Annotated in this window: 18 protein-coding genes and 1 pseudogene; 5 read left to right on the top strand and 14 right to left on the bottom strand. The window is 73.7% G+C overall.

Annotated elements, in window-relative coordinates; genetic code table 11:
* Window positions 1-92 (top strand): annotated as a pseudogene (locus ABZ478_RS09060) (ATP-binding protein); the annotation flags it as partial.
* Between the two features lie 98 nt (window positions 93-190).
* On the opposite strand, the gene ABZ478_RS09055 reads toward ABZ478_RS09060, so the two are convergent.
* On the bottom strand, window positions 191-850 hold the full coding sequence (locus ABZ478_RS09055; RefSeq protein ID WP_250401061.1) for a response regulator transcription factor: 660 nt from the start codon (window positions 848-850) through the stop codon (window positions 191-193).
* A gap of 281 nt (window positions 851-1,131) precedes the next feature.
* Window positions 1,132-1,809, bottom strand: coding sequence for a DUF3000 domain-containing protein (locus ABZ478_RS09050; protein ID WP_359546714.1), 678 nt, complete (start codon window positions 1,807-1,809; stop codon window positions 1,132-1,134).
* Between the two features lie 96 nt (window positions 1,810-1,905).
* Between ABZ478_RS09050 and hemE the strand changes: the two genes are divergently transcribed.
* Window positions 1,906-2,973 carry a uroporphyrinogen decarboxylase gene (hemE, locus tag ABZ478_RS09045; RefSeq protein ID WP_359546712.1) on the top strand — a complete coding sequence of 356 codons (1,068 nt, stop codon included), beginning with the start codon at window positions 1,906-1,908 and terminating at the stop codon, window positions 2,971-2,973.
* Window positions 2,974-3,010: 37 nt separating this feature from the next.
* Here hemE and ABZ478_RS09040 read toward each other — a convergent pair whose 3' ends face one another.
* Window positions 3,011-3,835, bottom strand: coding sequence for a rhomboid family intramembrane serine protease (locus ABZ478_RS09040; RefSeq protein ID WP_359546711.1), 825 nt, complete (start codon window positions 3,833-3,835; stop codon window positions 3,011-3,013).
* 122 nt (window positions 3,836-3,957) lie between these two features.
* On the opposite strand from ABZ478_RS09040, the gene ABZ478_RS09035 reads away from it, so the two are divergent.
* Complete coding sequence (locus tag ABZ478_RS09035) at window positions 3,958-4,218, top strand: hypothetical protein (RefSeq protein ID WP_358935282.1); 261 nt, start codon at window positions 3,958-3,960, stop codon at window positions 4,216-4,218.
* A 15-nt stretch (window positions 4,219-4,233) separates the two neighbouring features.
* Here the strand turns inward: ABZ478_RS09035 and ABZ478_RS09030 are convergent, their stop codons facing one another.
* Both ABZ478_RS09030 and ABZ478_RS09025 read right to left on the bottom strand, forming a co-directional pair.
* Window positions 4,234-5,634 carry an FAD-dependent oxidoreductase gene (locus ABZ478_RS09030; protein ID WP_359546709.1) on the bottom strand — a complete coding sequence of 467 codons (1,401 nt, stop codon included), beginning with the start codon at window positions 5,632-5,634 and terminating at the stop codon, window positions 4,234-4,236.
* Between the two features lie 50 nt (window positions 5,635-5,684).
* The gene (locus ABZ478_RS09025) at window positions 5,685-6,650 is read right to left on the bottom strand and encodes a DUF4349 domain-containing protein (RefSeq protein WP_359546707.1); all 966 of its coding nucleotides are present in this window, start codon (window positions 6,648-6,650) and stop codon (window positions 5,685-5,687) included.
* Window positions 6,651-6,824: 174 nt separating this feature from the next.
* Here ABZ478_RS09025 and hemG point away from each other — a divergent pair, with 174 nt between their 5' ends.
* Together hemG and hemQ are read left to right on the top strand one after the other, a co-directional pair.
* On the top strand, window positions 6,825-8,279 hold the full coding sequence (hemG, locus tag ABZ478_RS09020) for a protoporphyrinogen oxidase (protein ID WP_359546705.1): 1,455 nt from the start codon (window positions 6,825-6,827) through the stop codon (window positions 8,277-8,279).
* A gap of 4 nt (window positions 8,280-8,283) precedes the next feature.
* On the top strand, window positions 8,284-9,015 hold the full coding sequence (gene hemQ, locus ABZ478_RS09015) for a hydrogen peroxide-dependent heme synthase (protein ID WP_359546703.1): 732 nt from the start codon (window positions 8,284-8,286) through the stop codon (window positions 9,013-9,015).
* On the opposite strand, the gene ABZ478_RS09010 is transcribed toward hemQ, so the two are convergent.
* The 9 genes from ABZ478_RS09010 to ABZ478_RS08970 form a co-directional block, all read right to left on the bottom strand.
* Window positions 9,012-10,643 carry an alpha/beta hydrolase gene (locus ABZ478_RS09010; RefSeq protein ID WP_359546701.1) on the bottom strand — a complete coding sequence of 544 codons (1,632 nt, stop codon included), beginning with the start codon at window positions 10,641-10,643 and terminating at the stop codon, window positions 9,012-9,014. The genes hemQ and ABZ478_RS09010 overlap by 4 nt on opposite strands.
* Window positions 10,644-10,791: 148 nt before the next feature.
* Complete coding sequence (locus ABZ478_RS09005; RefSeq protein WP_359546699.1) at window positions 10,792-11,577, bottom strand: TIGR04222 domain-containing membrane protein; 786 nt, start codon at window positions 11,575-11,577, stop codon at window positions 10,792-10,794.
* 96 nt (window positions 11,578-11,673) lie between these two features.
* Window positions 11,674-12,444 (bottom strand): DUF4142 domain-containing protein, encoded by a 771-nt coding sequence (locus tag ABZ478_RS09000; protein WP_359546697.1) that lies wholly within the window; start codon window positions 12,442-12,444, stop codon window positions 11,674-11,676.
* Window positions 12,445-12,549: 105 nt separating this feature from the next.
* Window positions 12,550-13,872 (bottom strand): DUF692 domain-containing protein, encoded by a 1,323-nt coding sequence (locus ABZ478_RS08995; protein ID WP_359546695.1) that lies wholly within the window; start codon window positions 13,870-13,872, stop codon window positions 12,550-12,552.
* A gap of 123 nt (window positions 13,873-13,995) precedes the next feature.
* A complete protein-coding gene (locus tag ABZ478_RS08990) occupies window positions 13,996-14,715 on the bottom strand; it encodes an aminoacyl-tRNA hydrolase (protein ID WP_359546693.1) in 720 nt (239 codons plus the stop codon).
* A 165-nt stretch (window positions 14,716-14,880) separates the two neighbouring features.
* Complete coding sequence (locus ABZ478_RS08985; protein WP_359546691.1) at window positions 14,881-15,735, bottom strand: polysaccharide deacetylase family protein; 855 nt, start codon at window positions 15,733-15,735, stop codon at window positions 14,881-14,883.
* A gap of 86 nt (window positions 15,736-15,821) precedes the next feature.
* Window positions 15,822-17,345, bottom strand: coding sequence for an FAD-dependent oxidoreductase (locus ABZ478_RS08980; RefSeq protein WP_359546690.1), 1,524 nt, complete (start codon window positions 17,343-17,345; stop codon window positions 15,822-15,824).
* A gap of 48 nt (window positions 17,346-17,393) precedes the next feature.
* On the bottom strand, window positions 17,394-18,221 hold the full coding sequence (locus ABZ478_RS08975; protein ID WP_359546688.1) for a slipin family protein: 828 nt from the start codon (window positions 18,219-18,221) through the stop codon (window positions 17,394-17,396).
* A 148-nt stretch (window positions 18,222-18,369) separates the two neighbouring features.
* On the bottom strand, window positions 18,370-19,896 hold the full coding sequence (locus ABZ478_RS08970) for a SulP family inorganic anion transporter (RefSeq protein ID WP_359546686.1): 1,527 nt from the start codon (window positions 19,894-19,896) through the stop codon (window positions 18,370-18,372).

Below are 19,896 nucleotides of genomic sequence, written 5' to 3'. Positions count from 1 at the left end.
GGGTCTGGGGGCTGAGTTGCCCAGGATTCCCGGAAGAGGTGAGCCGGGCCCGCCGATGGACCCGTGACATCCTGCGCGGCTCCCCTTTAGCCGGCCACAGGGTCGTAAACCAGTCAGGCCGGTGAAACTGCCGGTTCATATGAGTGAACGGATGATGTGCTCACGAGGCGTATGGGGGAATCGGTGGGGATCAGTGGATGATGCCGGTCCGCAGCGCCACGGCCACCATGCCGGCCCGGTCGCCGGTGCCGAGTTTGCGGGCGATGCGGGCCAGGTGGCTCTTCACGGTCAGCGCGGACAGTCCCATCGAGACGCCGATCGCCTTGTTGGACTGCCCCTCGGCGACCAGGCGGAGCACCTCGACCTCCCGTCCGGACAGCTCGCGGTAGCCGCCCGGGTGGCTCGGGGCACCCGGGGGGCGGCGGTGCATACGGGCGGCGGCACCGAGGGGAGCGGCGCCGGGCCGGGTGGGGAGGCCGATGTTGGTTCGGGTTCCGGTGACGACGTAGCCCTTGACCCCGCCGGCGAGGGCGTTGCGAACGGCGCCGATGTCGTCGGCGGCCGAGAGGGCCAGCCCGTTGGGCCAGCCCGCGGCGCGGGTCTCGGACAGCAGGGTCAGGCCGGAGCCGTCGGGCAGGTGGACGTCGGCGACGCAGATGTCGCGGGGGTTGCCGATGCGGGGACGAGCCTCCGCGACGGACGAGGCCTCGATCACGTCGCGCACACCGAGGGCCCACAGATGGCGGGTGACGGTGGAACGGACGCGCGGGTCGGCCACGACCACCATGGCGGTCGGCTTGTTCGGGCGGTAGGCGACCAGGCTTGCGGGCTGCTCGAGGAGAACGGACACCAGGCCTCCTGGGTGGGGGGACGGGGCCGGCTTGTGGGGAGGAAGCCGGGACGAAACGTGCTTTCAGGGTCACAGTCGTCTTCGGCAGCAAAGCCGTGCGCCTTTAGAGAATGATCACGATCTAGTGAGTAACAATCCGTTCAATTCGGACATGCGATCGATCATCCGAAGATCGAATCGGTTCGGGCCGATGCGATTCGAGTACAGAAAGTGGCCGTATCGACAAAGAGAGAGTCAATAAGGCGCCCAAGAGGATGAATTCGGTACGGCCGGTGCTCAGGTCACCGTGACTGCGGCCCCCTGCGCTGCGGCAGGGTCACCACCGAGGCGTCGCCCGGACCGGCCGGCGGAAGCCCGCCGACCTGGGCCAGCAGATCGCACCACGAGGCCAGGTGGGCGGCGGTGTCCGGCACACCGCCGAGGCCCTCGCGCGGTGTCCAGGAGGCGCGGATCTCGATCTGGGAGGCGGCCGGGCGCGCGGACAGCCCGCCGAAGTAGTGCGAACTCGCGCGCGTGACGGTCCCGCTCGGCTCGCCGTACGTCAGCCCGCGCGCCTGGAGCGCCCCGGTCAGCCACGACCAGCACACCTCGGGCAGCAGCGGATCGGCCGCCATCTCCGCCTCCAGCTCCGCGCGCACCAGCGTCACCAGCCGGAAGGTGCCGTGCCAGGCCTCGTGGCCGGCCGGGTCGTGCAGCAGCACCAGCCGGCCGTCGGCCAGGTCCTCGTCATCGTCGACCACCGCGGCCTCCAGCGCGTACGCGAAGGGCGCAAGCCGCTGCGGGGCGGGCGTCGGCTCCACCTCGATCTGCGGCCGCAGCCGCGCGTTGCGCAGCGCGTCGACCGCGGCCCGGAACGCCGGCGGCGCCGCCGTGCCCGTCCGGCCCTCCGCCTGAGCGGAGTCCTTCGCGTCGTCCATTCCGTCAGCGCCGTCCGACGATCGTCCCTGAGCCGCAGCCATGCGGGGAAGAGTAAGGGGAACAGCGCTCCGGTGCAGGGAGGACACCCCTGAGGGCGGCCGCACTTCTCGCTTCGCGGCCGTGCGAGACTTGCCGACGTGAGTGCCAACGGAAGCCCCACGGGCAAGCAGCCGACCGCTACGTACGACAGCGCCTTCCTCAAGGCGTGCAGGCGTGAACCCGTGCCGCACACCCCCGTGTGGTTCATGCGCCAGGCCGGCCGCTCGCTGCCCGAGTACCGCAAGGTGCGCGAGGGCGTCCCGATGCTCGAGTCCTGCATGCGGCCCGAGCTGGTCACCGAGATCACGCTGCAGCCGGTGCGCCGGCACAACGTGGACGCGGCGATCTACTTCAGCGACATCGTCGTCCCGCTCAAGGCGATCGGCCTCGACCTGGACATCAAGCCCGGCGTCGGCCCGGTCGTGGCGCAGCCCGTCCGTACCCGCGCCGACCTGGCCCGGCTGCGCGACCTCACGCCCGAGGACGTCTCCTACGTCACCGAGGCGATCGGCCTGCTCACCGGCGAGCTGGGCGAGACCCCGCTGATCGGTTTCGCCGGGGCGCCGTTCACCCTGGCGAGCTACCTGGTCGAGGGTGGCCCGTCACGCACGTACGAGAACGCCAAGGCGATGATGTACGGCGACCCGCAGCTCTGGGCCGACCTGCTGGACCGCCTCGCCGACATCACGGCCGCTTTCCTGAAGGTGCAGATCGAGGCGGGCGCCTCGGCGGTCCAGCTGTTCGACTCCTGGGTCGGCGCGCTGGCCCCGGCCGACTACCGGAAGTCGGTCATGTCCGCCTCGGCGAAGGTGTTCGACGCCGTCGCCGGGTACGGCGTCCCGCGTATCCACTTCGGCGTCGGCACCGGCGAGCTGCTGGGACTGATGGGCGAGGCCGGCGCCGACGTGGTCGGCGTCGACTGGCGCGTCCCGCTGGACGAGGCCGTCCGCCGCGTCGGACCCGGCAAGGCGCTCCAGGGCAACCTGGACCCGACCGTGCTGTTCACCGACAAGGACACCGTCGAGGCCCGGGCCGGCGAGGTGCTCGACGCGGCCGCCGGCCTCGAGGGCCACATCTTCAACCTCGGCCACGGCGTCATGCCGAACACCGACCCGGACGCGCTGACCCGGCTCGTGGACCACGTCCACACCCGCACCGCGCGCTGAGCGGACCCGCGCACCGCGCGCTCACCGCGCCCGCCGCTCACCACACCTGACGGGGCCGCGCCTGTCTGCCGAACACCAGGCGGCGCGGCTCCGGCGGTGGCGGGGTGCCCGGCTTGAGCGGCCAGGCCAGCAGCATGCCCACCAGGAAGCCGACCACGTGGGCCGAGTAGGCCACCGTCCCGGCTCCGGACACACCGTGCCCGGAGGAGTACACCGCCTGCAGCCCGAACCAGAAGCCCAGCACCAGCCAGGCGGGCAGCCGCAGCGGCAGGAAGACCAGGAACGGCACCAGGACCCACACCCGCGCCCTCGGATACAGCACCAGATAGGCGCCGAGCACACCGGCGATCGCGCCGGACGCGCCGATCAGCGGGTCCGCGGAGGTGGCGTTGAGCAGCGCGAAGCCGTATCCGGCCGCGTAGCCGCAGAAGACGTAGAAGAGGAAGTAGCGGATGTGGCCCATCCGGTCCTCGACGTTGTTGCCGAAGATCATCAGAAACAGCATGTTGCCCAGCAGGTGCAGCCAGCCGCCGTGCAGGAACATCGCCGTGAACACGGACAGCGCCGGCGACTTGTCGTAGCCGGGCGGCGCCACCACACAGCCCGGGCCGTGCGGCCCCACGCCCACGCCGCCGGTCGGGACCACCCTGGGCATCTGATGGTGGATCAGCTCTCTGGGGACCGCCGCGTAGTGGTCCATGAAGGCCTGCAGATCGCAGAGCCGGGCCAGTTCGCTCGAACCCGGCACCGAACCGACGGTGCCGGGAGTGACCAGGAAGACAAGGATGTTGGCGGCGACGAGGGCGTACGTCACATACGGGGTGCGGCGCGCCGGATTCACGTCATGGACGGGGATGACCACACAGAACTACTGCCCGGGATACGGCGCGTGAACCGGTGAACGCCAGCGGGCGGAGCCGCGTATCTCCTCTCAACCGACGTGAGGATCAGGCGATGAGTGCGAACGCTCCGCAGGTGACGGCGATGCAGGCGCTGCCCGACGGCGAGGCCGAGCTGGCCCTGGTGATACGGCTTCCCTGGGAGGACGTCGCCCGGCTCGGTCAGGAGGCCGGGCGGCTGGCGTCCCAGATGCAGCGGCCGGTGACGCTGGACGAGGCGGTGAGCTACCGGCTGCGGTCCACCAGGCCGTCCGCCTCGCACGCCAAACCCGCGGGGGAGCAGCCCGCGGCCGTGACGGCCGGCGGGGGCGTCACCTCCCTGCCGCGGATCAGCACGACGGCCTGATCCGCACGAAGGGGCCTACCGCTGACCGGACCGCACCTTCGCCGCCGCCTTCCTCGCCGCCACCAGGACCGGGTCCCACACCGGTGAGAAGGGCGGGGCGTACCCGAGGTCCAGGGCCGTCACCTGCTGCACCGTCATCTGCGCGGTCAGCGCCACCGCCGCGATGTCGACCCGCTTGCCCGCACCCTCCCTGCCGACGATCTGGACGCCGAGCAGCCGGCCCGTGCCGCGCTCGGCGAGCATCTTCACCGTCATCGGGGAGGCGCCGGGGTAGTAGCCGGCCCGGCTGGTCGACTCGATGGTGACCGTCTCGAACCGCAGGCCCACCCGCCGGGCGTCCTTCTCGCGCAGGCCGGTGCGGGCGATCTCCAGGTCGCAGACCTTGCTGACCGCCGTGCCGACCACGCCCGGGAAGGTGGCGTAGCCGCCGCCCGCGTTGGTGCCGATGACCTGGCCGTGCTTGTTGGCGTGCGTGCCCAGCGGAACGTACTGCTCCTGCCCCGACACCAGGTTCAGCACCTCGACGCAGTCGCCGCCCGCCCAGATGTTCTCGTGGCCGCGCACCCGCATCGCGAGGTCGGTGAGCAGCCCGCCGTGGGCGCCGAGGGGCAGTCCCGCCGCACGGGCGAGCGAGGTCTCCGGGCGCACACCGATGCCCAGGACCACGATGTCCGCCGGGTACTCGGCGTCCTCGGTGGCCACCGCGCGGATCCGGCCGTCCTCGCCGGTGAGCAGCTTGGTCACCTCGGCGTCGTTCACCATGGTGATGCCCAGGCCCTCCATGGCCCCGTGCACCATGCGGCCCATGTCCGGGTCCAGGGTCGACATGGGCTCCCTGCCGCGGTTGACGACCGTCACCTCGAAGCCCCGGTTGATCAGCGCCTCGGCCATCTCCACACCGATGTAGCCGGCGCCCACGACCACCGCGCGACGGCCGGACGTACGCTCCAGCGAGTCCAGCAGCGCCTCGCCGTCGTCCAGGGTCTGCACCCCGTGCACGCCGGGCGCGTCCACACCCGGCATGTCGGGGCGGACCGGACGGGCACCGGTGGCGATGACCAGTTGGTCGTACGACGTCCACGACTCCGTGCCGGAATCGACGTCACGCGCGCGTACCCGCTGCCCGGCCACGTCGATCTCGACGACCTCGGTGCGCATCCGCAGATCGATCCCGCGCGCGCGGTGCTCCGCCGGGGTGCGCGCGATGAGCTGATCGCGTTCCGGCACGTCACCGCCCACCCAGTACGGGATCCCGCACGCCGAGTAGGAGCTGAAGTGGCCCCGCTCGAAGGCCACGATCTCCAGTTCGTCCGGCCCCGACATCCGGCGCGCCTGCGACGCCGCGGACATCCCCGCGGCGTCGCCGCCGATCACCACCAGCCGTCGCCTGCCGTCCCGCCCACCGTCGATGCTCATGTGAACACGCTACGGTGCGCGGCCATTTCGGTCCCGGCCGGGCCCGCGCGTCAGTCCTGGCCGGGCTCGCGCGCCGGGTCCGGCGCCGGGCGCGCATGCGGCAGCGGGCCCGGCGCGGCGGTCACCGGTGCGGGGACGGGCTCCGGGCGGCGCCTCAGCCGCGGCCGGACGAGCCGCGCCCACACCAGGGCCAGCAGGGCGGCGAGCGCGGCGAACGGCAGCAGCGCGCCCAGGACCAGGGCGATCCAGCGCAGCATCGTGACGAAGGCGTGCCAGCCGCCCGACAGCGCGTCCACGAAGCCGGGCGTGTCGTCCTCTGCGGCCTTCTTCACGGGCGTCCCGGACAGCGACAGGGTGATGGTCGCGAGGCTGGTGCGGTCCTTCAGGGACGCCTGCTGGGCGAGCAGCGCCTCCAGGTCGGCCTCCCGGCTGCTCAGCTCCCCCTCCAGGGTGACGACGTCGCTCAGCTTGGTCGCCCGGTCCATCAGCGTCCGGATCCGGGCCACGCTCGCCCGCTGCGACTTGACCCGGCTCTCCACGTCCACGACCTGGTCGGTGACGTCCTGCGCCTTCGCGGTGCGCTCGACGAGCCGGCCCGCGCCCTGCAGATCGCCGAGGACCTCGTCGTACCGCGCGGACGGCACCCGCAGCACCACGCGCGTGTACTCGTGGCCGTCGGCGTCCCGGCCGGTGTTCTCGCGGCCGACGTAGCCGCCCGCGTCCTCGGCGGTCGTACGGGCCCGGTCCAGGGCCTTGGGCACGTCCTTGACCTCGACGGTGAGCGAGGCGGTGCGGATGACGGCGCTCGGGGCGGCCGCGGGCGCCCGGCGCGCGGACTTCGCGTCGTCCGCCTCGCCGCCGCCGGCGCCCGCCTGCCGCTGCGCGGAGTCCGCGGCGGACTTGGCGGATTCGCCGCCCGAGTCGTCCGCGGCACTGCACCCGGCCAGCGCCAGGCAGGCGGCGAGCAGGACCCCGGTCAGGGTCCGGACGGGTCGTACGGGACGTGGTGTGCGCATGGTGGTACCCCCGGGAGCGGTGAGACACGACGGTGAATGACCTCTGACGCTCCTTCGACGCCCGGGCGGGCCGGGACGTTGGGGCGCGGCGGTTCCGAAGCGGTCACGGTCCGGACTCGTCCCGGACACCGGCCCGGGCCGGGCCTGCCGGCGGGGTCTGAGAGAGTGGAGGACATGAGCGCAACGGGTACGCCTTCGGGGCATGTCGTCGTCATCGGAGCCGGGATCTCGGGGCTGGCGGCCGCCCACCGGCTGCTGCGGCGGGGCGCCCGGGTGACCGTGCTCGAGGCCTCGGGCCGGGTCGGCGGCAAGCTGCTCCCGGGCGAGATCGCGGGCGTCCGGGTGGACCTGGGCGCCGAGTCGATGCTTGCCCGCCGCCCCGAGGCGGTCACCCTCGCGCGTGAGGTGGGCCTCGCCGAGCGGCTCCAGCCGCCGGCCACCGCGACCGCCTCGATCTGGACCCGCGGCGCCCTGCGCCCCATGCCCAAGGGGCATGTGATGGGCGTCCCCGGCACCGCCGACGCCCTCGCCGGCGTGCTGTCCGACGAGGGCCTCGCCCGCATCGGGCGCGACGCCGAACTGCCCCGCACCGAGATCGGCGACGACGTGGCGGTCGGCGAGTACGTGGCGGCGCGGCTCGGCCGGGAGGTCGTCGACCGTCTGGTGGAACCCCTCCTGGGCGGGGTGTACGCGGGCGACGCGTACCGCATCTCGATGCGCTCGGCCGTCCCGCAGCTCTTCCGGGCGGCCCGCGACCACGACTCCCTCACCGAGGCGGTGCGCGGCATCCAGGCCGAGGCCGAGGCGAACCGGCGGACCGAGCCGGTGTTCATGGGCATCGAGGGCGGCGTGGGCCGGCTGCCGCTCGCGGTCGCCGAGTCGGTGCGCGCCCTCGGCGGTGACATCCTCTGCCGCACACCGGTGACCGGTCTGCGCCGGGAGGCGTCCGGCCGCTGGCTGGTCACCGCGGGGGAGCGGGTGCTGGACGCCGACGCGGTGATCGTCGCCGTACCCGCCCCGGCCGCCGCCGCGCTGCTGAGCGCCGAGTCCCCGGAGGCCGCGGCCGAACTCACCGCCGTCGAGTACGCCTCCATGGCCCTGATCACCCTCGCCTACCGCCGCACCGGCCTCGCCCTGCCCGAGGGCAGCGGGTTCCTGGTGCCGCCCGTCGACGGCCGCACCATCAAGGCGTCCACCTTCGCCTCCCGGAAATGGGGCTGGATCGCCGAGCAGGACCCGGACGTCGTCGTGCTGCGCACCTCGGTCGGCCGGCACGGCGAGACCGGGATCCTCCAGCGCGAGGACGCCGCGCTCGTCGCCGTCTCCCGGCACGACCTGCGCGAGGCCACCGGCCTGGACGCCACGCCCCTGGAGACCCGCGTGACCCGCTGGACCGACGGGCTGCCCCAGTACCCGGTGGGCCACCACGCGCGCGTGGCGCGCATCCGCGAGCACGTCGCCAAGCTGCCGGGTCTCGCGGTGTGCGGCGCGCAGTACGACGGCGTCGGCATCCCGGCCTGTGTCGCGAGCGCCCACGCGGCCGTCGACCAGCTCGGCGGCGACCTCGGCGGTGTGCGCGAGCTGACGGCCGACCCGGTGCAGAGCCTGCACGGCGGAGCGGGAGAATAGGAACATGAGTGACGACGCCCCCACCACCGAGACCGGCAGGATCCCGAACAAGGGCAAGCTGGCCAAGGACCTCAACGAGGTCATCCGCTACACGCTGTGGTCCGTCTTCAAGCTGAAGGACGTGCTCCCGGAGGACCGCGCGGGCTACGCCGACGAGGTACAGGAGCTGTTCGACCAGCTCGCCGCGAAGGACGTGACGATCCGCGGCACGTACGACGTCTCCGGGCTCCGTGCCGACGCCGACCTGATGATCTGGTGGCACGCCGAGACCAGCGACCAGCTCCAGGAGGCGTACAACCTCTTCCGGCGCACCAGGCTGGGCCGCGCGCTGGAGCCGGTGTGGTCGAACATGGCGCTGCACCGCCCCGCCGAGTTCAACCGCTCGCACATCCCGGCGTTCCTCGCCGACGAGACGCCCCGCAACTACGTGAGCGTCTACCCCTTCGTGCGCTCCTACGACTGGTACCTGCTGGCCGACGAGGACCGCCGCCGCATGCTCGCCGACCACGGCAAGATGGCCCGCGGCTACCCCGACGTGCGCGCCAACACGGTCGCCTCGTTCTCGCTCGGCGACTACGAGTGGATGCTGGCCTTCGAGGCCGACGAGCTGTACCGGATCGTCGACCTGATGCGCCACCTGCGCGGCTCCGAGGCCCGCAGGCACGTCCGTGAGGAAGTCCCCTTCTTCACCGGTCGGCGGAAGGACATCGCCGATCTGGTGGCGGGGCTGGCCTAGGAAGCCTTTCCCTTGAGGGCGTCCCGTCCGGGGCGCCCGGTGGTGGGGGAGACCGGGGCCTTCGGCCTCGGTTCCGGGCGCGGTGCGCAGGCGGCGCGCCGCCCCGGGACGCGGCCCTCGAGCAGGTAGTCGTCCAGGTGGCCGTTGACGCACTTGTTGGGACCGCCCCCGATGCCGTGCGTACCGGCGTCCCGCTCGGTCACCAGCGCCGAGCCGGCCAGCCGCCGGCTCATCTCCAGCGCGCCCGAGTACGGGGTGGCCGCGTCCCGTTCGGCGGCCAGGATCAGCACCGGCGGCAGCTCACCGGGACCCGTCCGCACGTCCAGCGGCCGCTGCCGGGGGGCCGGCCAGTAGGCGCACGGCAGGTTCATCCACGCGTTGTCCCAGGTCTCGAAGGGTGCGCTGCGAGCGAGCCGGGTGTTGTCGCGGTCCCACACCTTCCAGTCCGTCGGCCAGGGCGCGTCGTTGCACTCGACGGCCGTGTAGACCGCGCTCGAGTTCTCCGCCTCGGCGGCCGTGCCCGCGTCCGGCGCGGCCAGCTCCACCAGCGCCTTGGCGTCGCCCCTCAGATAGGCCGACAGCGCGGCGGCCCGGCTCGGCCAGAAGTCGTCGTGGTACCCGGCCTGGAGGAACGCGTTCTGGAGCTGGCCCGGTCCCACCTTGCCGCCCGCCGCCTTCCCCGCCAGCCGGCCGCGCGCGGTGTCGTAACTGTCCTGCACCTTCGCCGCGGTGTCGCCGAGCCGGTACACGTCGTCGTGCCGGGCGATCCACTCGCGGAAGTCCGTCCAGCGGTCCTCGAACGCGGCGGACTGGTCGAGGTTGGCGCGGTACCAGACCTTCTGCGGGGCCGGGTCCACCGCGGAGTCCAGCACCATCCGCCGGACGTGCGAGGGGAACAGCGTCGCGTACACCGCGCCGAAGTAGGTGCCGTACGACGCGCCCATGTAGGTCAGCCGGTCCTCGCCCAGCGCCGCCCGCAGGACGTCCAGGTCACGGGCGTTGTTGAGCGAGTTGTAGTACCGCAGCCCGCTCCCCGAGCGCTTGGCGCAGCCGCGCGCGTACGCCTTGGCCCGGGCGATGCGCTGCCGCTTGTAGCGCTCCGAGGGGTGGGCCGGCGAGTCGCTGGGCGCGTGGAGGAAGAGCTTCGGTTCGACGCAGGACAGCGGCGCCGAACGGCCCACCCCGCGCGGGGCGTAGCCGACGAGGTCGTAGGCGGCGGCGATCCGCTGCCACACCGGCAGGGTGCGGACCATCGGGAAGTACATGCCGGAGGCGCCGGGGCCGCCCGGGTTGTAGACGAGGGCGCCCTGCCGGGGCACCTTCCGCTTGCTGTTGCGCGGGTCCTTGTGGGTGGCCCGGGCCCGGCTGACGGTCAGCTCGATCTGCTTGCCGTCGGGCTTCGCGTAGTCCAGCGGGACGCGCACCGTGCCGCACTCCAGGCTCCGCGGCGCGTCCCGGCCGTCGCACCCGGTGAACCCGATGCCGGCCTCCCGCGCCCGCTGGACGGCCACCGCGGTACCGCGCGTCTCGGCCCCGCCCGGCGCACCGGCGGCGCCGTCCGCCGGGGCCGCCGCCAGGGCCGCGAGGAGCAGGGACCCTGCGGCCGAGTACAGGGCGGCAGCTCTCATCGCGTATCCCTCCGGTGCGCGGCGGCGATGGCACGGCTGCCACGGCCCGACGATCACACAAGGGATGTTTCGTTCGGCTCCCGGTGAAGGCAAGCACCGGGCGGCGGTGTCGCCGGGAATGCCCCCGGTGCGCCCCCTACGGGCGGTCTCACTCCCCCCGGGGCTGGTCGCGGTGGGCGAAGGCCGCCCGCAGCTCCGGTTCGCCGACCGCCCGGACGCCCCGCACGGCGACGGACGTCAGGAAGGACCGCTCGTCGCCGTCACGGGCCGGCCGCCGGGGCAGGCCACCCAGCAGCCGCTGTCCGGCGGGGGAGGCCCAGCGCGAGTGGGGGTGCGCCTCGATCCGGGCGATGGCCAGACAGCTCAGGGTGAGCGTGAGGGGCAGCGCGAACCACAGCGCGACGAGGAACCGGGGCATCCCGGTCTGAGCGGGCATCAGCAGGGCGGCCAGCGCCAGCGCGCACACGGCCAGTGTGGCGGCGCGCACCTGGCGGACGCCGTCCGCGACCGTGGTCCGCGCGCCGTCCGGCACCGCGAGTCCCGAGCGCACCAGCCCGTCGGCGAGCCGCCGTACGGCCTCGGCGCCGGCCGCGGCGGCCCGCACCGGAGCGATCCTCGACTGGCCCTCGGGGCCGATCGCCCCTATGACGGACCGCTCCATGTCGTCGCGGCCGCGCGGGTCCACCACCGTGGCCCAGCCGGTGTGGGCGAGCAGCAGCCGCCGCTGCCGGGCCATGGAGACCATGGTCACGTCGGCGACCCGAGCCGGCCCGCCGGACAGGAACGCCGCCTCGTACAGCGTCAGATCGCGCTCCCGGTCCGTGGGGACGCCCTCGGTGTCGAGGTCCGCCGAGCGGACCGCGGCCAGGCACAGCCGGGTGCACGCGACGCCCGCGAACGCCCAGGCCAGAAGCAGCAGAAGGACCCAGAACATGACGTGTTTCTATGCCAGGCGCCTCGGAAACACCATGCCCGTTCCAGTATCCGGACCGAGTGTCGCCGGTGCGTGACGTTCCGTTTGACTCGCAGGTCAGGGGGCGTCGACCGGCAACGGGCTGGAGGCGGCGGGCGGCATGGAGTACGACTCGGACGGCGAGGGCGCGACCGGGACCGCGGAACCGGCGTCGCCGACCGGGGGCGTGGGCACGGGGGAGGGGGTGGCCGCGAGGTCCCGGGCCAGCGCGGAGAAGTCGACGTACCCGGTCGCCTCCAGGACCTTGATGTGGTCCAGCACGGTCGTGTTGGCGTCGTCGGCCAGATCGCGGACCAGCGAGTTCTGGGTGCCCGCGCGGACCTCGGCGACCAGCGAGAACACCCGGCCGTGCGCCAGGCGCAGCAGCGCGGCGAACTGCCGGTCGAAGTCCTGGCCGCGCGCGCTCCGCAGCGTGGCGAGCCACTGCTCCTGCTGTGCGTTGGGTTCGTCGGGCAGGGGCACGCCGAGCCGGGAGGCGACGGTGCGGTCGTGCGCGTCGAGCGAGGTGTGCCCGTCGACCAGATGCTGTCCCGCGTCGCGTACGGCCTGGGTGGTGCCCTTCTCCAGAGCGAGTTGGCCGGCCGGCAGTTCCCACAGCCCCGCCAGCCGGACCTTGGTCACGAAGTCCCTGTCCCGCTCGGACAGCGGGCCGTACGGCGTCGTCACGGTGCGCGCGCCGAGAACCTGAGCGCCGGCCGCACCGCCCGGCCGGTCGGCGTACGACCAGAGCGGGAAGAGCAGTGCCGCGGCGGTCGCCGCGAGGGCCGTGATGATGAGCCCGGTGCCGCTGAATATGCCTCGGCCCTTGACGGGGGGTCGCGGTCGCATGGTGCCTCCTGCACCGCACTCCGGTGTGCCGGGTGCGGGGTTGGCATATTACTGCGGCGGCCGGGACGAACGGTTCACGGCGGTGGGCCGGGGCGGACCGGCGGATCAGGCCCCGCGCAGCAGTACCCGCGCCCGTGCCGCCAGGCGCCGGGGGCGGGGCGCCGGGCCCGCGCGGTGCAGCCACCACTCCCGCAGCTCACGCCGGGTCCCCGGGTCCCGCGGGCGGCCCAGCTTCAGCAGGTGCCCCGCGAAGTCCAGCGCGTCCCGGCGGTAGCCGCCGCTCATCGGCAGGCTCCGGGCGTACTCGAGGAACGCCTGCCGGTATCCGTCCCCGAGGATCACCGGCAGTTCGGGCGCCACCTTCGCCACCACGTCCGCCCGCTTCGCGGCTAGGGCCCGCGCCTGCACGCCCATCCGCGCCCGGTCGAACCCCTCCGGCACCGGCGTCCCGGCCACCAGCGAGGACAGCACCGCGGCCTGCGCGACACCGAGCCGCTGCCGCACCTCGGACCGGTCCGGAGCCGGGGCGGCCACGGCCGGGCCACCGGCGACGGCAGGGTCGTCGATGCCGCCCGGCTTCTCCGCGCCGCCCGCGAGGCGCGCCGTCCCCGCCGCCACGGCGGCCCGGACGGTGTCCAGCTCCCGCTCCAGCTCGGCCGGCTCGGGGAAGTCGTCGTCCCGCTCCAGCAGCACCCCGGGCGGCGCGACACGGGACGCGAGGCCGGTCAGGATGTCGAGCACCGGACGCGGCACGGGGTGCGCGTGGCTGTCGTGCCAGACCCCGTCGCGTTCGACGCCGCCCGCGACGTGCACGTACGCGATGGCCTCCACCGGCAGTCCGGCGAGCGCCGCCGCCGGGTCCTCGCCCCGGTTGACGTGGTTGGTGTGCAGGTTGGCCACGTCGATCAGCAGCCGTACGCCGGTGCGTTCGACCAGTTCGGAGAGGAACTGCCCCTCGGTCAGCTCCTCGCCCGGCCAGGAGAACAGCGCGGCGATGTTCTCCAGGGCCAGCGGCACGGGCAGCGCCTCCTGCGCGATCCGCACGTTCTCGCACAGCACGTCGAGCGCGTCCCGGGTGCGCGGCACGGGCAGCAGATGGCCCGCCTCCAGGGGCGGGGACGCGGTGAGCGCTCCGCCCGCCCGGACGAACGCGATGTGCTCGGTGACCAGGGGCGCGCCGAGCGCGGCCACCCGCTCGGCGAGCGCCGTCAGCCGCCCCGGGTCGGGTCGCTCGGCCCCGCCGAGGCCGAGGGAGACGCCGTGCGGGATCACGGTCACGCCCCTTTCGCGCAGCCGCAGCAGCGATTTCGGGAGGTGGCCGGGGCAGACGTTCTCCGCCACGACCTCCACCCAGTCGATGCCCGGCATGGCCTCCACGGCGTCCGCGATCTCCGGCCGCCAGCCGATCCCCGTCCCCAGTCGCGGCATGCCCGCACCCCCTCCTCCGAATGACGGGGGTATGGCCCCGCCGGGCGTCCCCGAACCATGACCGGACCGCGTTCAGAGCAACATTTGAGGTTCCCGGCGGCTACCGGCCGAGCTGCCCGGCGGCTACCGGCGCAGCGCGGGATGGTCGGCGACGACCGTGCAGGAACCGGGGGCGATCTCCGTGAAACCCGCGTCGCGGACCAGGGGGAGGCCGCCGGCGGTCAGCCCGGGCCAGTCGCCGGGAGCGGCGGTGCGTACGGACACGGGGAAGCCCTCGTCGCGCCAGGCGGCACGGACCTCGGGGGGCAGGGCCCACCAGGCGAGCTGGGCGCCGTGTCCGGCCTGGGCCATGGTCTTGCCCGCCGACATCTCCAGCTCCGGGTTGAGCCACAGCACCGGCCGGGTGCGCTCGGCGCCGGCCGGCGGCTCGGGATCGTCCAGCTCCGTACCCGACACCTGGAGTTTCGCCAGGTCCTTCGGCCAGCCGTCCAGCGGGACCGGCGGGAAGACCCGTACCTCGGCGGACTTGCCGGTCACCGTGATCCCGGGCAGCGCCTCGGCCCGCCGCCACTCGGCGCCCCGGGCCCGCCGCACGACCTTGCGGATCCGGGCGTCCTCCCAGTTCCGCACGGCCTGTGCCCACTCGCCGTCCCCGGCGGCCCGGCCGTCGCTCAGCAACAGCAGCACGGCGCGGGCGGCGGTCTCCAGGGCGTCGGTACGGGCGGGCGGAGCGCTCTTCTCGATCCGCACGACGAGCGGCAGCACGAACTGCGGCGCCTCGTCACGCGGGTTGCGCTCGGCCTGGAAAGGACTGTCACCGGGGGCGGCGGGGGCATGACTCACAAGGGCCCAGCTTACGAGGGGCCGGCCCGGCCCCGCGGCCGGGCCCGGCGCACCGCCCGCCGCTCAGCCCGAGCAGGCGGTGCGCTGGGCCTCCTGCCACTCGCAGCGCGGGCACAGGGTGACGCCCTTGTACGACTCCGGGTACTCCGTGGGCTCCCGCCACAGTCACCGGTGCCCGTCGGTCTCCCCGATCAGCTCGGAGACCTTCACGAACCGGTAGCCCTGCCGCCGCAGCTCCGGGACGACCGCGCGGACCACGCGCTCGGTCGTGGGGGCGGCGCTGCGGGTGCAGTGCATGACGACCACCGAGCCCGGCTTGACGCCGTCCAGGACCTGCCGGACGACCGCGTCGGCGTCCGTGGCGAACGCGTCGCCGCTCACCACGTCCCACTGCACCGCGGTGACTCCGGTCGCGCTCAGCGCGCGCAGCGCCTGGCGGTCGTAACAGCCGCCCGGGAAGCGGAAGTACGGCATCGGGTGCGACACGCCCGCCGCGCGCAGGGAGGCGTACGCCCGCTCGACCTCCTTTCGCATCCCGGCCGCGCCGACCGTCGGCAGGCCGTAGCAGTCGTCGGTGAACGCGTAGTGGCTGTAGGAGTGGTTGGCCACCTCGAACTGCGGGTCGTGGCCGAGGGTGCGGGCCTGGGCCGGGTACTGCTCGGCCCAGCGGCCGGTCATGAAGACGGTCGCCGGGACCTTCAGCAGGCGCAGGGTGCCGATGAGGTCCGGGTTGTCGAAGTGCTCGCCGGAGGCGGCGCGGGGCCCCTCGTCGGCGGTCATGTCGGCGTCGAAGGTCAGCGCGACGGTCTTGCCGAGATTGCGCGGGCCGTGCTCGAACACCGGGGTCAGGCCGCCCGGGCCCTGGGCGAGGGTCGGGGGCCGCGAAGCGGACGGGGAGGCGGAGGGGGCCGGATCGGCGTGGGCCGGACGGGCGGGCCCGGGGCTGCCCGCGGTTCCGCAGGCGGCGAGGGCCGCGCCGAGGGCGCAGAGGGCGGTGAGGCGGCGTAGAGATGCGATCACCGTATGAAAATAGGATTTATTGGACAGTTTTCAGTTCATATGACTAATGACGCTCCGGTGGAGTCACCCGGGCGGCGGGAGCCCCCTCACAGGTCCCGCTGTTCCAGCGGCCGCACCGCCGGGCCCTGGATCACCCGGCCGTCGACGCCGAAGCGCGAGCCGTGGCAGGGGCACTCCCAGGCCTGCTCGGCCCCGTTGAAGGCGACCAGGCAGCCGAGGTGGGTGCAGCGGGCCGAGAGCGCGTGCAGGATGCCCTCCTCGTCACGGCGCACGGCGAGGTGCTTGCCGCCGACGCGGACCACCGCGCCCTCGCCGGGCGCCAGATCGTGCGGGGAGGCCGGGGAGCGCAGCCGGTCGCCCACGAAGTGCCGGGCCACCTCGGCCTGGTTCTTCAGCAGCGACGGCGCCTCCCGCAGCACCGACTTCACCCGCCGCGGGTCGTACAGGTCGCGCCACGGGCGGTCCTCCCCGGTGATCAGCGCCGTCAGCAGCAGCCCGGCCATGATGCCGCCGCTCAGCCCCCAGCCGCCGAAGCCGGTGGCGACGTAGGTGTGACGGGCGCCGGGGTGGAAGGGGCCGACCATCGGCACGGTGTCGGAGGAGTCGTTGTCCTGGGTGGCCCAGGCGTACTCCAGGGCCACCCCGGGGAAGTGCTTCTCGGCCCACTCGGTGAGCCGGCCGAAGCCCGCTTCGGGGTCTGCGGTGCCCGGGGTGAAGTGCTCACCGGTGACGACGAGCAGCCGCTGCCCGTCCTCCCCGTACGGCGCCGTGCGCACCGAGCGGGTGTTCTCCTCGGGCGTGATGTACATGCCCCCGGGATCGGGCCCGTCGCCGAGCGGCCCGGCCACGACCAGTTCCCGGCGGGGGGAGAGGCGGGAGAAGAGCAGCGCACGGTCGAAGACCGGGTAGTGGGTGGCGATCACGACGTCCCGCGCGGTCACCGTACGGCCCGCTTCGGTGGTCAGCCGGCAGGGCTCGCCGCCCTCCGCCAGGCCGACGACCCGGGTGTTCTCGTAGACCTGTCCGCCGCGCGCGAGCAGATCGGCCGTGACGGCCCGCAGGTACTTCAGCGGATGGAACTGCGCCTGCCCCGTGACCCGTACCGCGCCCGCCACCGGGAACGGCAGCCCGGTCTCCGTGGTGAACGAGGCGTCCAGCCCCGCCTCCCGCGCGGCCTCCGCCTCCGCCCGTACCTCGGCCACCCGCTCGCCGTCCCGGACGAAGGTGTAGGCGTCCCGGGGCTCCCACTCGCAGTCGATGCCCAGCCCGGTCACCAGCGCGGCCGCGTGCTCGATCGCCTCCGACTGGGAGCGGGCGTACAGCCGCGCCCCCTCGGGCCCGCGGGTGCGCCGCAGCCGGTCGTAGACCAGGGTGTGCTGCGCGGTCAGTTTCGCGGTGGTGTACCCGGTGACCCCGGCCGCCACCCGGCCGGCCTCCAGCACCGCCACCCGCAGCCCGGCCCGGGCCAGTTCGTGGGCGGTGCTCAGCCCGGCCATGCCGGCGCCCACGACGGCCACGTCGACGTCGATGTCCTCCGTCAGGGCGGGACAGGACGGCCCGGGGGCGGTCCGCAGCCAGTACGAGTCGGTGACCTGTCGCATCTCGCGCATGGCCGCCGGGTACCCGGCCCCGCCCGCCTCACGTCCCGCTCCTCCGGCTCAGGTCTCCGGCTGCCGCGGGGCCTGGCGTTGTCCCGCGTCACCGTTGGGGGTGGGCAGCTGCCCGAGCTGGTGGCCCCTCTCCAGGAAGTGCAGCAGCTCCACCGGGATGGGCAGCACCAGGGTGGAGTTCTTCTCGGCCGCCACCGCCATCACCGTCTGCAGCAGGCGCAGCTGGAGCGCGGCCGGGGTCTCGGACATCTGCTCCGCGGCCTCGGCGAGCTTCTTGGAGGCCTGCAGCTCGGCGTCCGCGTTGATGATCCGGGCCCGGCGCTCCCGGTCGGCCTCGGCCTGGCGGGCCATCGACCGCTTCATGGTGTCCGGCAGGGACACGTCCTTGATCTCCACCCGGTCGACCTGGACGCCCCAGCCGACGGCCGGACTGTCGATCATCAGCTCCAGCCCCTGGTTGAGCTTCTCCCGGTTGGAAAGCAGATCGTCCAGGTCGCTCTTGCCGATGATCGAGCGCAGCGAGGTCTGCGCCATCTGGGACACCGCGAACTTGTAGTCCTCGACCTTCACCAGCGCGCTCGCCGGGTCGATCACCCGGAAGTACACGACGGCGTCCACCCGCACGGTGACGTTGTCCCGGGTGATGCCCTCCTGGCCGGGGACCGGCATGGTCACGATCTGCATGTTGACCTTGTGCAGCCGGTCCACGAACGGGATCACCAGGGTCAGGCCCGGATCGCGTACGTCACCCATGACCCGCCCGAGCCGGAACAGCACCCCCCGCTCGTACTGCTTGACGACGCGCGCCGCCATCGCGAGGTAGACGGCACCGACGGATGCGGCGGCCGCGGCCGCCCCCAGCAGCTCCTGGAGCATGATGACCTCCTCACCGAGAGGCCTGCCTTTTGTCCGCTGCTGCAACCATATGCCCGCGTCAGGGCGGAAGCCATGGGCCGGACGGCCGGGTGCGGACCGGGGTGCCGAGGGGCGTCGGCACCCCGGTCCGTGGGCGGTGGGCGCGGGCTCAGGCCGCCGTCGCCCCGGCCGCCTCGCCCGGTGCGGACCGCGCGGCCGGGAGGGCCGGCGCGGTGACCCGGACCGGCTCGGTACCGGCCGCGCTGTGCCGTTCGGCCCAGTTCTCCAGGGCCCTGCGGCAGGCGTGGTCCAGGTGGTGCAGGCCGGACAGGTCCAGCCGTACCGGACGGTCCTGGGGCAGCGACTCCAGGCTGTCGAGGATCTTCGGCAGCCGCAGGAAGGTCGCGTTGCCCGACAGGTACGCCTCGACCGGGCCCGCGCCCTTGTCGACGACCTCCAGCCTGAGGTGCGAGGCCTCCCAGGCCGTCTTGACGACCGCGAGGGCGAGGCCGATGAGCACACCCTCGAACATGCTGACCACCACGATCGACACCGCGGTGACGCCCAGGATCAGCGCCTCGCCCCGGTGCTCGCGCCACAGCGCGGCCAGCGCCCGGACCGGCACCAGCTTGGCACCGGCGTGGATCAGGACGCCGGCGAGGGCCGGGATCGGGATGAGCGCGAGCACGCCCGGCAGCAGCGCGGCGAACAGCAGCAGCCACACGCCGTGCAGCACCCGGGACGCCTTGGTGCGGGCGCCCGCCTGGACGTTGGCCGCGCTGCGCACGATCACCGCGGTCATCGGCAGCGCGCCGAGCAGCCCGCACACCGTGTTGCCGGCGCCCTGCGCGATCAGCTCCTTGTCGTACGCGGTGCGCGGCCCGTCGTGCAGCCGGTCCACGGCGGCCGCGCTGAACAGCGACTCGGCGGACGCGATCAGCGTGAACGCGACGATCGTGCCGAGCAGCCCGGGACCCGCCAGGCCGGCGAACGCGCTCAGCGGCGGCGGCTGCACCGAGCCCAGCAGCCCCTTCACCTCGACGGTCGCCACCGGCAGGCTCAGGACGGCCGCGGCCGCCGTGGCCAGGCCGACCGCGGCGAGCGGGCCGGGCACCGTACGCACCCGGGCCGGCGCGAGCCGCCACAGCACCAGGACCGCGACGGTGCCCGCGCACAGGGCGAGCGAGGCGAGCGCCGGTCCGTCGCCGAGGGCGTCCAGGAACGCCCGGGGGAGTCCGGCCACCTTGCCCAGGCCCGAGTCGGGGGCCTTGGCCGCCATGGCCGGATACAGCTGGCCGGCTATCAGCACCAGTCCGATTCCGGCCAGCATGCCCTCGACCACGGAGACCGAGATGGCCCGGAAGTACCGGCCGAGCCGGAACGCGCCCATGAGCACCTGGAGCAGACCGGTGGCGAGCACGATCACACCGAGCGCCGGCAGCCCGAACTCCTTGACGGCCTCGAAGACGAGCACGGTCAGTCCGGCGGCCGGCCCCGACACCTGCAGGCTGCTGCCGCGCATCAGCCCGGTGACGAGGCCGCCCACGATGCCGGTGACGAGTCCCAGCTCGGCCGGCGCCCCGGAGGCGACGGCCACGCCCACGCACAGCGGCAGCGCGACCAGGAAGACAACGAGGGAGGCGGCGAAGTCCTGCCGCAGATGGGGGAAGCGGGATATGAGCCGTGACTTCGTCAT

The sequence above is a fragment of the Streptomyces sp. NPDC005706 genome (assembly GCF_040631045.1).
Taxonomy (GTDB): Bacteria; Actinomycetota; Actinomycetes; order Streptomycetales; family Streptomycetaceae; genus Streptomyces.
Note: the sequence above shows the minus strand (reverse complement) of the source record. Positions and strands in the feature narration are given on the sequence as shown.